This is a genomic window from Phycicoccus endophyticus, from assembly GCF_011326735.1.
GTDB classification, from domain to species: domain Bacteria; phylum Actinomycetota; class Actinomycetes; order Actinomycetales; family Dermatophilaceae; genus Phycicoccus; species Phycicoccus endophyticus.
Genome location: NZ_JAANCN010000019.1, coordinates 14,421 through 26,705, shown reverse-complemented (window position 1 = coordinate 26,705; position 12,285 = coordinate 14,421). Strand labels below are relative to the sequence as shown.

The following is a 12,285-nucleotide window of genomic DNA, read 5'->3' as shown; positions in this document are numbered from 1 at the left end:
CCCCCTCCTGCCACGTATCCTCAGCGCACCGGGCGGGCCGCGAGGGCCCGCTCGCCCCCTGAAAGGGTGTCCAGCATGGTGGTGAAGCGGGCCCTGTCCGCCGCGAAGAAGACGACAGCCAGGGCGGCCGCGACGGCGCGGCGAGCCACCGGTCGGGGGGAGACGTCGACGACGCCGTCGGCGGCGAAGACGACGACGCCGAAGGCCGCGGCCCCGAAGTCCACGGCGAAGAAGTCCACGGCCAAGAAGAGCGCGGCCACGAAGAGCGCGGCGACGAAATCCACAGCGACGAAGAGCGCGGCCACGAAGAGCGCGGCGACGAAGTCCACAGCGACGAAGAGCGCGGCCAAGAAGTCCGCGGCGACGAAGAGCGCGGCCAAGAAGTCCGCGACGACGAAGAGCGCGACCAAGAAGACTGGCACGACGAAGTCCACGGCCACGAAGGCCGCGGCGACGAAGTCCACGGCGAAGAAGACCGCGGCCACGAAGGCGTCGACGACGAAGGCTTCGGCGAGGAAGCCCGGGCGGGCGTCGGTGCCGGCGTCATCCCTCGTCGTGCGCCAGGACGAGTCGCCGTGGACCGCGGCAGAGCTGCGCTCCGTGCGCACCGAGCTCGAGCGCGACGTCGTCCAGCTGCGCGAGGAGCTCGCGCACGCCGCCTCCGACCTGGTCGACCTCCTGCGCGACTCGGGGGACGGCGCGGGTGACGACCAGGCCGACGCCGGGGCCAAGACCTACGAGCGCGAGCAGGAGATCTCGCTCGCCAACAACGCCCGGGAGATGCTCGACCAGACCGAGCGCGCCCTGGAGCGGATCGCGGACGGCTCCTACGGCACCTGCGAGTCGTGCGGCAACCCCATCGGCAAGATGCGGCTGCAGGCCGCGCCTCGTGCGACCCTGTGCATACCATGCAAGACCTCCCAGGAACGCCGCTGAGCGCGGCCGAGCCCGACCGCCCGCCCGCCCGACCGCACCCGCCGCGAGGGAGGTCGCGGGCCGTCCTGGGTCTCCTCGCCGTCCTCGTCCTCGTCCTCGACCAGGCGAGCAAGGCGTGGGCCCTGGCCGCCCTGACCCCGGGGCAGCCCGTCGACGTCCTCGGCCGGGTGCTCCGGCTCTCGCTCATCCGCAACCCCGGTGCGGCCTTCTCCCTCGGCGACGGCGCGACCTGGGTGCTCACCCTGGTCTCGCTGGCCATCCTCGGCTGGGTGCTGCTCGGGGTCCGCAGGGTCGCCGGCCTGCCCTGGTCAATCGCCCTGGGCCTGCTTCTCGGCGGGGCTCTCGGCAACCTGCTCGACCGGCTCGTGCGCGAGCCGGGGCCCGGGCGCGGCCACGTCGTCGACTTCATCGACTACGCCGGCCTCTTCGTCGGCAACGTCGCCGACATCGCGATCGTCACGGCGGCCGGCATCATCATGGTGCTCGCCTACCGCGGCGTCCCGCTCGGTGGCCACCGCACGAGGCCGGCGCGCGGCGATGGGTGACCAGCGCACCGTCCTGGTCCCGGACGGGCTCGAGGGCGAACGCGTCGACGCCGCGATCGCACGGCTCTTCGGGCTCTCGCGCACCCGGGCCGCCGAGCTCGCGAGCGCCGGCGAGGTCGAGGTCAACTCCACCACCGTCGGGAAGAGCCACCGGGTCAGCGCCGGTGACACCCTCGAGGTCGCCATCCCGAGCGCCCCGAGCAGCCCGAGCCTCGAGGTGGTCGCCGAGCCCGTTCCCGGGATGCGGGTCGTCCACGACGACGCGGACATCGTCGTGGTCGACAAGCCGGTCGGCGTCGCGGCCCACCCGAGCGTCGGCTGGAGCGGGCCCAACGTGCTCGCCGGGCTCAAGGCCGCCGGCTACCGCATCTCGACGAGCGGGCCGAGCGAGCGGCGCGGCATCGTCTCGCGCCTCGACGTCGGGACCTCCGGGCTCATGGTCGTCTGCAAGAGCGAGCGCGCCTACACCCTCCTCAAGCGCGCCTTCAAGGAACGCCAGGTCGAGAAGACCTACCACACGCTCGTCCAGGGCCTGCCCGACCCGCTCTCGGGGACCATCGACGCCCCCGTCGGGCGCCACCCCGGGCACGAGTACAAGTTCGCCGTCATGGACTCCGGCAAGCCGGCCGTCACCCACTACGAGCTCCTCGAGGCGTTCCGGCACGCCAGCCTGCTCCAGGTGCGCCTCGAGACCGGCCGCACCCACCAGATCCGCGTCCACATGGCCGCCGTCCGTCACCCGTGCGTCGGGGACCCCCTCTACGGCGCCGACCCCGCCCTGGCCCGGCGGCTCGGGCTGCAGCGGCAGTGGCTGCACGCCGTCGGTCTCGGCCTCACCCACCCCGGGAGCGGGGAGTGGGTCACCTTCCACAGCGGCTACCCGCAGGACCTGCAGACCGCCCTCGAGCGGCTCTGAGCCCGCCCGGCGGGGGAGCACGCGACACGGGTGGCGACACGCCGGGAGCTGTCCCCGGCGCGACCTAGGATGGGCGGCGATGTCGACCCCGTCCGCCCCGCCCCCCGCCCCGAACGCCCCTGCGAGCGGCGGGGACCCGTTCGTCCACCTCCACGTCCACACCGAGTACTCGATGCTCGACGGCGCGGCCCGGATCGGCGACCTCTTCGAGCGCGCGGCACAGATGGGCATGCCCGCCCTCGCGACCACCGACCACGGGTACGTCTTCGGGGCCTACGAGTTCTGGAAGAAGGCCCAGGGCACCGGGGTCAAGCCGATCATCGGCGTCGAGGCCTACGTGACGCCCGGCACCCACCGCACCGACAAGACCCGGGTCAAGTGGGGCGACGAGCGCACTCGCCCGGGTGACGACGTCTCGGGCAACGGCGCGTACACCCACATGACACTGCTCGCCAAGGACAACGACGGGCTGCGCAACCTCTTCCGGATGGACAGCCAGGCCTCCCTGGACCAGGTGTACGCCAAGTGGCCCCGGGTCGACCGCGAGCTGCTCGACCGGTACGGCCGGGGCCTGGTCGGCACGACCGGCTGCCCCTCCGGCGAGATCCAGACGCGGCTGCGCCTCGGGCAGTACGACCTCGCCAAGCAGGCCGCCTCGGACTTCCGCGACATCTTCGGGCGGGACAGCTTCTTCTGCGAGCTCATGGACCACGGGCTCGACATCGAGCGGCGGGTCCAGCGCGACCTGCTGCGCCTGGCCCGCGAGCTCGACCTGCCGCTCGTCGCGACGAACGACCTGCACTACACCAGCCCCGAGGACGCCAAGGCCCACGGTGCCCTGCTGTGCGTCCAGTCCGGCTCGACGATGATGGACCCGGGCCGGTTCAAGTTCGACTCCGACGACTTCTACCTCAAGAGCCCGGCCGAGATGCGCCACACCTGGCGTGAGCTGCCCGAGGCCTGCGACAACACCCTGCGGATCGCCGAGATGTGCAACATCTCGTTCACCGAGGGCGAGGGTCGCTACATGCCGCGCTTCCCCTGCCCGCCGGGGGAGAACGAGGAGTCCTGGTTCGTCAAGGAGGTCGAGAGGGGGCTGCGCGAGCGCTTTCCCGGCGGGGTCCCCGACTACGCCCGCCGGCAGGCCGAGTTCGAGACCGAGGTCATCGTCGGCAAGGGCTACCCGGGCTACTTCCTCGTCGTCGCCGACTTCATCATCTGGGCCAAGGACAACGGCATCCGGGTCGGGCCGGGTCGTGGCTCCGGCGCCGGGTCGATGTGCGCGTACGCGATGAAGATCACCGACCTCGACCCCGTGCCGCACGGCCTGATCTTCGAGCGCTTCCTCAACCCCGAGCGCCAGTCGATGCCCGACTTCGACGTCGACTTCGACGAGCGCCGCCGCGGCGAGGTCATCCGCTACGTCACCGACAAGTACGGCGACGACCGGGTCGCCCAGATCGTCACCTACGGCACGATCAAGGCCAAGCAGGCCGTCAAGGACTCCGCGCGCGTCATGGGCCACCCCTTCGCCGTCGGCGAGCAGCTGACCAAGGCGATGCCGGCCGACGTCATGGGCAAGGGCGTGCCCCTCTCGGGCATCTACGACCCCGAGCACCCCCGCTACGGCGAGGGCAAGGAGTTCCGCGACCTCGTGGCCGGCGAGAGCCATCTCCAGGAGGTCGTCGAGACGGCCAAGGGCCTGGAGGGCCTCAAGCGTCAGTGGGGCGTCCACGCGGCCGGGGTCATCATGTCCTCGGAGCCGCTCACCGACGTCATCCCGGTCATGCGCCGCCTCCAGGACGGCCAGGTGATCACCCAGTTCGACTACCCGAGCTGTGAGTCCCTCGGGCTGGTCAAGATGGACTTCCTCGGGCTGCGCAACCTGACGATCCTCGACGACGCCATCGCCAACGTCCGGGCCAACCGCGGCGAGGACATCGACCTGGACGCCCTGACCCGCACCCTCGACGACAAGCCGACCTACGAGCTCCTCCAGCGCGGGGACACCCTCGGGGTCTTCCAGCTCGACGGCGGCGGCATGCGCACGCTGCTCAAGCTCATGCAGCCGGACAACTTCGAGGACATCTCCGCCGCCCTCGCGCTGTACCGACCGGGCCCGATGGGCGTCAACGCCCACACCAACTTCGCGCTGCGCAAGAACGGCAAGCAGGAGCTGACCCCGCTCGACCCGCAGCTGAAGGGCAGGCTCCAGCCGGAGATGGTCGCCGCGCTCGAGCCGATCCTCGGCACGACCTACGGCCTGGTGATCTACCAGGAGCAGGTCATGGAGATCGCCCAGAAGCTCGCCGGCTACACCCTCGGCAACGCCGACCTGCTCCGGCGGGCGATGGGCAAGAAGAAGAAGGAGGTCCTCGACGCCGAGTACGTCCCCTTCTCGGAGGGGATGAAGGCGCAGGGCTTCAACGAGGCCTCGGTCGCCGCGCTGTGGAACGTGCTCGTCCCGTTCTCCGACTACGCGTTCAACAAGGCGCACACCGCCGCCTACGGCCTCGTCTCGTACTGGACGGCCTACCTCAAGGCCAACTACCCGGCGGAGTACATGGCCGCCCTCCTCACCAGCGTCGGGGACGACAAGGACAAGTCGGCCCTCTACCTCGGGGAGTGCCGCCGGATGGGCATCAAGGTCCTGCCCCCGGACGTCAACGACTCGGTCGGCCAGTTCGCCGCGGTCGGCACCGACATCCGCTTCGGACTGCACGCCGTGCGCAACGTCGGGCACAACGTGGTCGACGCGGTCATCCGGGCCCGCGAGGAGAAGGGCCGGTTCACCTCCTTCCGGGACTTCATGTCCAAGGTGCCGGCCGTGGTCTGCAACAAGCGCACCATCGAGTCGTTGATCAAGGGCGGCGCCTTCGACGGCCTGGCCGAGACCCGGATGGGTCTCGTGCGCGTCCACGAGGAGTACGTCGACGCCTTCGTCGCCGTCAAGCGGCAGGAGGCGATCGGCCAGGACAGCCTCTTCGGTGCCTTCGGCGACGACGGCGCTGCCGGGAGCGGCGAGGACCTCATGGGGCTGGCGCCGGTCCCCGGTGTCGAGTGGGACAAGCAGACCCTGCTCTCCTTCGAGCGCGAGATGCTCGGCCTCTACGTCTCCGACCACCCGCTGTTCGGCGTGGAGCACGTCCTCGCCGCCCAGGCCGACACCCAGATCGCGACGCTCACCGCCGACGAGGGCGGCCGCCCCGAGGGGTCGATGGTCACCATCGCCGGGCTGATCACCGGGCTGGCGGTCAAGCGCACCAAGAAGGGCGACCTGTGGGCGATCGCCACGGTGGAGGACCTCGCCGGGTCCATCGAGTGCCTCTTCTTCCCGAGCACGTACATGACCGTCGCCGGCATGCTCCAGCAGGACCAGATCGCCGTCGTGCGGGGCAAGGTCAACCGGCGTGACGACACCGTCTCGCTCTACGCCCAGGAGCTCACCCTGCCGGACGTCTCCGAGGGGCCGCGCGGGCCGGTCGTCGTGACCATGGAGACCGCGCGGGCCACGGCCCAGCGGGTCGAGGAGCTCAAGGGCGTGCTCAGCAGCCACCCGGGCACGACCGAGGTCCACCTGCGCCTCCTCTCGCCGGGGCGCACGGTCGAGCTGCGGCTGGACCCGGCCTACCGGGTGAGCGCCGACGAGAGTCTCTTCGGCGACCTCAAGGTGCTGCTCGGGCCGCGCTGCCTCGCCTGAGACCGACGCCGCGGCGTCGTCCAGGTGAACGCTCGCCGACCGCGCGCGGTGTGCGGCCGCCTCGAGGTGCCGGAAGCCGCCGACTCTCCTAGGGTCGTGCTCACGCGAGCGCCCGGACAGGGGGCGGTCGCCTTCGAGACGCAGGAGAACCCCACGATGAGACCGACCCGACGACGCACGCTCGGCGCCGGGGTGGCCGCCGCCACCGTCGCCGCCTTCGTCGCCGCGACGCCCGCCGCGACCGCCGGTGGCCACGGCCACGGCCACCACCCGGGCCACGGGCACTGGCCGGGACACCACCACAGCCGGACCACGAGCGTCCAGCTGCTGTCCTTCAACGACTACCACGGCCACCTCGAGGCCACCGACGGGCCGCTGGACGCCAGCCTCGACCCGAGCCAGACCCCGGTCGGCGGGGCGGAGCACCTCGCCACCGCCCTGAAGGCCCTGCGACGCACGGCTCCCCAGGGTCGCTCCCTCACGGTCGCCGCCGGCGACCTCATCGGTGGCTCGACCTTCCTGTCGGGCCTCTTCCACGACGAGCCCTCGGTGGAGACCCTCGACGCCATGGACCTCGCCGTGAGCAGCGTCGGCAACCACGAGTTCGACGAGGGGACCGAGGAGCTGCTGCGGATGCAGCGCGGTGGCTGCCACCCGGTGGACGGCTGCTACTTCCCGACCCAGCCCTACCGGGGGGCCGACTTCCAGTGGCTCGCCGCCAACGTCGTCAAGGAGTCCACCGGGCGCACCCTGCTGCCGGGCACCTCGGTCAAGAAGGTCGGGGGGGTCAAGATCGGGTTCATCGGGATGACCCTCGAGGCCACCCCGACGCTCGTCGACCCGGCCGGCGTCGCGAGCGTGGACTTCAAGGACGAGGTCGTCACCGCCAACCGCGCCGCCCGCCAGCTGCGCCGCCAGGGTGTGCGCTCGATCGTCGTGCTCCTGCACGAGGGCGGCTACCAGAGCGGGACGTACGACGAGTGCGAGGGCATCTCCGGCCCGATCGCGACCATCGCCGAGCAGATGAGCCCGGAGATCGACGCACTGATCACGGGGCACACGCACCAGCCGTACGTCTGCTCCATCCCCGACCCGGCGGGCAAGCCCCGGCTCGTGACGAGCGCCGCGTCCTACGGTCAGGTGGTCACCGAGACGACGCTGACCATCGACCGGCGCACCGGTGACGTCGTCCGTCGAGCCTCGAGCGCGACCAACCACCTCGTCGACCGCGAGAAGTACCCCGCGGACAAGACCCAGACCCAGATCATCGACAAGTGGCAGTCGATCGCCGGTCCGCTCGCGGCCCAGGTCGTCGGCACGAACGCCGAGGACATCACCGGTGACTCCAGCGGCGACCGCGGCATCGAGACGCCGATGGGCGACCTCGTCGCCGACGCGATCCTCTGGGGCACGCAGGCGCCCGAGAACGGCGGGGCGCAGATCTCCTTCATGAACATCGGCGGTGTGCGGGCCAGCCTGCTGCGCGCACCGAAGTACGCCGAGGGCACCGGTGAGATCACCTACGCCGAGGCCTACGACGTGGCACCGTTCGGCAACCTGCTGGTCTCGATGGACCTCACCGGCTCCCAGATCGAGGAGATCCTCGAGCAGCAGTACCAGCCGGTGGCCGACCGCGGCAGCCGTCCGATGCTCGCTCTCGGGGTCTCCGAGGGGTTCTCCTACACGTGGGACGCCTCGCAGCCGCAGGGCTCACGCGTCGTCCCGGGGTCGATGAGCCTGAACGGCACGCCGATCGACCCGGACGCCACCTACCGGGTCTCGACGCTGAACTTCCTCGCCAACGGCGGTGACCTGTTCACCGGGTTCTCGGCCGGCACGAACGTGCTCGGTGGCGCGGAGGACCTCGCGAACCTCGTGGACTACCTCAAGGCCAACCCCGGCCTCACCGCGCCCGAGGACCGCGTCTCCGGTCTGTAGGGGCACGAGCACGCGAGGGCCGCATCCTGCTCGGGGGCGGCCCTCGCGTGACCGGTGCGTAGGGTGGCGCCATGCCGAGCCCCACCCCTCCACGTGCGCCCCGCCGACCCTTCGTGCGCGAGCACCACGGCGAGCGCGTCGAGGACCCCTACGCCTGGATGCGCGACCTGGACGACCCGCAGCTGCTCGCCCACCTCGAGGCCGAGAACCGCTACGCCGAGGAGCGCACCGCGCACCTCGAGCCCCTGCGCTCGACCCTCTTCGAGGAGATCCGGGCCCGCGTGCAGGAGGACGACCTCTCAGTCCCCGTCGCGAGCGGGCCCTGGTGGTACTTCAGCCGCACGGCGCAGGGGAGCCAGTACGCGGTCCACGTCCGCGCGCCCCGGCGCGACGGTGACGAACGTCCCGACCCCGAGGCCCGCGCCGTCCCCGGCGAGCAGGTCGTGCTCGACGGCAACGCGGAGGCGGGTGAGGCGGAGTTCTTCGCCCTGGGCGCCCTGACGGTCAGCGCCGACCACCGGCTGCTCGCCTTCGCCGTCGACACCGCCGGCGACGAGCGCTTCGACCTCACCGTCCGCGAGATCGCCACCGGGCGGGTCCTGGACACCTCGCTCACCGGGATCGGCTACGGGTGCGAGCTCAGCCGCGACGGGTCCTTCGTCTTCTACACCCGGCTCGACGACGCCTGGCGACCCCACCAGCTGTGGCGCCACCGGGTCGGCGGGGACCCCGGCGAGGACGTCCTCGTCCACGAGGAGGAGGACGAGCGCTTCTGGATGGGCGTCAGCGGCAGCCGTGACGAGCGCTGGCTGCTGCTCGGGCTGGGGTCGAAGACGACCTCGGAGGTGTGGATGCTGCCGTCGGACGACCCGCAGGGGGAGTGGCGCGTCGTCGCCCCCCGTCGCGAGGGCGTCGAGTACGACGTGGAGCCCGCCGGCGACCGGCTGCTCGTCGTCCACAACGCCGACAGCCCCGACTCGGACCTGGCGTGGGCACCACTCGAGGCGCGCAGCCACGAGCAGTGGGTGCCGTTGCTGGCCTCGGGCGAGGGGGAGCGGTTCGTCGGGGTGGACGCCTTCGACACCGCGAGCGTCCTCACGGTGCGCACGGGCGGGCTGAGCGCCCTGCGGGTCCTGCCGCGCGACGTCACCTCCCTCTCCGGCCACGGGACGCCGTGGGACGTCACCGTCGAGCAGCCGGTGCACACCATCGCCCTCGGCGACAACCCCGAACCCGACCAGCGGGCGGTCCAGGTCGTCCTCGAGTCCTGGACGACCCCCCGGACCGTCCTCGAGGTCGAGCTGGCCACCGGGGCCCGGACCGAGCTGAAGCGCCAGCCGGTGCTCGGCGGCTTCGACCCCGACGACTACGAGGAGTCGCGCGAGTGGGTCGAGGCGGCCGACGGCACGGCCGTGCCCGTCTCGGTGGTACGTCGCCGCGGCGTCCTCCCCGACGGCAGCCACCCCGGGCTGCTCACGGCCTACGGCTCCTACGAGATCTCCTCGGACCCGTACTTCTCCGTGGCCCGCCTCGGCCTCCTGGACCGTGGTGTGGTCTACGCGGTGGCCCACGTGCGCGGTGGGGGCGAGCTCGGGCGTCGCTGGTACGACGACGGCAAGCTGCTCGCCAAGCCGAACACCTTCTCGGACACCGTCGCGGTGGCCGACCACCTCGTCGACGCCGGGTGGGTCGCGCCCGACGGGCTCGGCCTCGAGGGAGGATCGGCCGGTGGGCTGCTCGTCGGTGCCGTCCTCAACCTCGCGCCGGAGCGCTTCCGGGTCGCCCACGCCGCCGTCCCGTTCGTCGACGCCCTGACGACGATCCTCCAGCCCGAGCTGCCGCTCACCGTGGGGGAGTGGGAGGAGTGGGGCAACCCCCTGGCCGACCCCGACGTCTACGCCGTCATGCGCGGCTACACGCCCTACGAGAACGTCCGCCCGGTGGAGTACCCCGCGATCCTCGCGACGAGCAGCCTGCACGACACCCGGGTCTACGTCACCGAGCCGGCCAAGTGGGTCGCCCGGCTGCGCGAGACCGTGACCAACGACCCGGACACCCGCCCGGTGCTGCTGCGCACCCAGATGTCGGCCGGGCACGGTGGCCGCAGCGGGCGGTACGCGGCGTGGGAGCAGGTGGCCTGGGAGTGGGCCTTCGTGCTCGACCAGCTCGGCGCGAGCGAGCGCGTCGACGCCGACGACCCGCCGGTCAGCGGCTGACGAGCACCGGGCACTCGCTGCGCCCGACGAGCCGCAGCGCCGTCGATCCCACGTGCAGCCCGTCGAAGCCCCCGCTGCCACGGGCACCGACGACCACGAGGCTCGCGTCGGCGCTGCTCGCGGCGAGGGCGTGCACCGGCTCGTCGCGCACGACCCGCACCTCGACGGCGGTGTCCGCGTGCTCCGGGCGCAGCTCGGCGACGGCCTCCTCGACGAGGGACTCGACCCCGGCGACGTACTCCTCCCAGCTCGAGGCGTTCGCGAGCGTCGGGTCGGACGCACCGCGTGCCTGCCAGGCGTGGACGACCTCGACCGACCCCCGCAGGATGCTCGCCTCGCGCACGGCGGTCCGCAGCGCCTCGAGGGAGGACGGTGAGCCGTCGACCCCGGCGACGACCCGGCTGCCGGGCTCGGGTGCGCTCGTGCGGGGGTGCCCGACGACGAGCACGGGGCAGTGCGCGTGGGTGAGCACCTGCATGGCGACCGCGCCCATGCTCGTCAGGCTGAGGACGCCGTGCCCGGTCGAGCCGAGGACGACGAGGGCGGCCGTGTGCGAGGACGCGATGAGCGACTGGCTCGCGTACCCGTCGTGCAGGGCCGTGGTCACCGTCAGCCCGGGGTGGGCGGCGTGCGCGCGGGCCACCGCGTTCTCGAGCAGCTGACGGCCGTGCGTGGTGACGGCCTCCCGGTCGGAGAGCACGCCGAAACCGAGCATCGGCAGGTCCGGCGCGAAGGCGTGCAGCACGTGGAGGGTCATCCCTCGGGTGCTCGCGAAGTGGGCGGCCTGGACGACCGCCGCCTTGGACAGTGGCGACCCGTCGACGCCCACGACGACACGAGACTGGCTCATCGAACTCACCCGTCCTTCCTGACTCCGGTGTCCCCTCGACCGTCCCACCCCGAGGCCACCGCGACAAGGACGGACGTCACGTCCGGCCGGTGGCGTGCGACCCCTAGGGTGCGGGCATGAGCGTTCTCGCCCTGGACTGGGACATCGAGGCCGCGGGTGGCCGCGGCGCCCTGCGGCTGCTGGACCAGACGCTGCTGCCGGCGCGGACCGGCTACCGGGTCGTCACCACCGTCGACGCCCTGGTCGAGGCCATCGTCGAGCTCGCGGTGCGCGGTGCGCCCGCGCTCGGGGTCGCCGGCGCCTTCGGCGTCGTGCTCGCCCTCGACGAGGCCGAGCGGGAGGGCTGGGACGCCGCGCGGCTGGACGCCGAGGTCGACCGGCTGCGCAGCGCACGGCCCACCGCCGTCAACCTCGCCTGGGGGGTCGACCAGGTGCGGCCGCTCATCCCGCAGGGGCGGGAGGCGGTGCTCGCGGCGGCCCACGCCCTCGCCGCGGCCGACGAGGCGGCCAACCGGGAGCTGTCCGCCCGGGCGGCCGACTGGCTCCTGGAGCGCACGCAGCGCCCGCGCCTGCGGGTGCTGACGCACTGCAACGCGGGGGCCCTGGCCACCTCGGCGTGGGGGACCGCCCTCGGCGTGGTCCGCGAGCTGCACGCGCGCGGTCGGCTCGAGCTCGTCTACGTCGACGAGACGCGCCCGCTGCTGCAGGGAGCTCGGCTGACGGCATGGGAGCTGCGCGCGGAGGGGATCCCGCACACGGTCCAGGTCGACGGAGCGGCCGCCTCGACGGTCCTGCGGGGCCTCGTCGACTGTGCCGTCGTCGGCGCCGACCGGGTCGCGGCCAACGGGGACGTGGCGAACAAGATCGGCACCCTGGCCGTGGGCCTGGCCTGCCGGGAGGCCGGGGTGCCGCTGCTCGTCGCCGCGCCCTGGTCGACCGTCGACCTCGACGTCGCCGACGGTGACGGCATCGAGATCGAGCAGCGCCCCGACCATGAGGTGACGACCGTCGGCGGGGTGCGGGTCGCCCCGGAGGGCAGCCCCGCGTTCAACCCCGCCTTCGACGTCACCCCGGCGCGTCTCGTCACGGCCCTCGCGACCGAGCGGGGAGTGCTCGAGCCGGCGGCCGGGCGCACCCCAGGGACCGCCGAACATGAAGGGATGTCCTTCACTTCGTAGGTATGA

General features: G+C 72.5%; 9 protein-coding genes. 7 read left to right on the top strand and 2 right to left on the bottom strand.

Going from position 1 to position 12,285, the window contains the following annotated elements:
- Window positions 1-20: 20 nt before the first annotated feature.
- Complete coding sequence (locus tag G8D98_RS15585; protein ID WP_229661742.1) at window positions 21-608, bottom strand: hypothetical protein; 588 nt, start codon at window positions 606-608, stop codon at window positions 21-23.
- Here G8D98_RS15585 and G8D98_RS15580 point away from each other — a divergent pair.
- From G8D98_RS15580 to G8D98_RS14855, 6 genes are all read left to right on the top strand, one after another.
- Window positions 601-936 (top strand): TraR/DksA family transcriptional regulator, encoded by a 336-nt coding sequence (locus tag G8D98_RS15580; RefSeq protein ID WP_308788803.1) that lies wholly within the window; start codon window positions 601-603, stop codon window positions 934-936. The two genes, G8D98_RS15585 and G8D98_RS15580, sit on opposite strands and share 8 nt — an antisense overlap.
- Window positions 909-1,481 carry a signal peptidase II gene (gene lspA, locus G8D98_RS14875; RefSeq protein WP_166105119.1) on the top strand — a complete coding sequence of 191 codons (573 nt, stop codon included), beginning with the start codon at window positions 909-911 and terminating at the stop codon, window positions 1,479-1,481. Before G8D98_RS15580 ends, lspA begins: the two co-directional genes overlap by 28 nt.
- Window positions 1,474-2,397: an RluA family pseudouridine synthase gene (locus G8D98_RS14870; protein ID WP_166105117.1), complete on the top strand. Its 924-nt coding sequence runs from the start codon at window positions 1,474-1,476 to the stop codon at window positions 2,395-2,397. Before lspA ends, G8D98_RS14870 begins: the two co-directional genes overlap by 8 nt.
- Before the next feature lie 79 nt (window positions 2,398-2,476).
- Window positions 2,477-6,097: a DNA polymerase III subunit alpha gene (gene dnaE / locus G8D98_RS14865; RefSeq protein ID WP_166105115.1), complete on the top strand. Its 3,621-nt coding sequence runs from the start codon at window positions 2,477-2,479 to the stop codon at window positions 6,095-6,097.
- Between the two features lie 156 nt (window positions 6,098-6,253).
- Entirely contained in the window at window positions 6,254-8,035 is a 1,782-nt protein-coding gene (locus G8D98_RS14860) for a bifunctional metallophosphatase/5'-nucleotidase (protein WP_166105112.1), read from the top strand.
- A 71-nt stretch (window positions 8,036-8,106) separates the two neighbouring features.
- A complete protein-coding gene (locus G8D98_RS14855; RefSeq protein WP_166105108.1) occupies window positions 8,107-10,251 on the top strand; it encodes a S9 family peptidase in 2,145 nt (714 codons plus the stop codon).
- Here the strand turns inward: G8D98_RS14855 and G8D98_RS14850 are convergent.
- Entirely contained in the window at window positions 10,241-11,101 is an 861-nt protein-coding gene (locus G8D98_RS14850) for a universal stress protein (protein WP_166105105.1), read from the bottom strand. The genes G8D98_RS14855 and G8D98_RS14850 overlap by 11 nt on opposite strands.
- 116 nt (window positions 11,102-11,217) lie before the next feature.
- Between G8D98_RS14850 and mtnA the strand changes: the two genes are divergently transcribed.
- On the top strand, window positions 11,218-12,279 hold the full coding sequence (mtnA, locus tag G8D98_RS14845; RefSeq protein ID WP_166105103.1) for an S-methyl-5-thioribose-1-phosphate isomerase: 1,062 nt from the start codon (window positions 11,218-11,220) through the stop codon (window positions 12,277-12,279).
- The last annotated feature ends 6 nt before the right edge of the window (window positions 12,280-12,285 follow it).

Coding starts and splice junctions, on each gene's coding strand:
- lspA (WP_166105119.1), top strand. CDS start 909: ATGCAAGACCTCCCAGGAACGCCGCTGAGCGCGGCCGAGCCCGACCGC.
- G8D98_RS14870 (WP_166105117.1), top strand. CDS start 1,474: ATGGGTGACCAGCGCACCGTCCTGGTCCCGGACGGGCTCGAGGGCGAA.
- dnaE (WP_166105115.1), top strand. CDS start 2,477: ATGTCGACCCCGTCCGCCCCGCCCCCCGCCCCGAACGCCCCTGCGAGC.
- G8D98_RS14860 (WP_166105112.1), top strand. CDS start 6,254: ATGAGACCGACCCGACGACGCACGCTCGGCGCCGGGGTGGCCGCCGCC.
- G8D98_RS14855 (WP_166105108.1), top strand. CDS start 8,107: ATGCCGAGCCCCACCCCTCCACGTGCGCCCCGCCGACCCTTCGTGCGC.
- G8D98_RS14850 (WP_166105105.1), bottom strand. CDS start 11,101: ATGAGCCAGTCTCGTGTCGTCGTGGGCGTCGACGGGTCGCCACTGTCC.
- mtnA (WP_166105103.1), top strand. CDS start 11,218: ATGAGCGTTCTCGCCCTGGACTGGGACATCGAGGCCGCGGGTGGCCGC.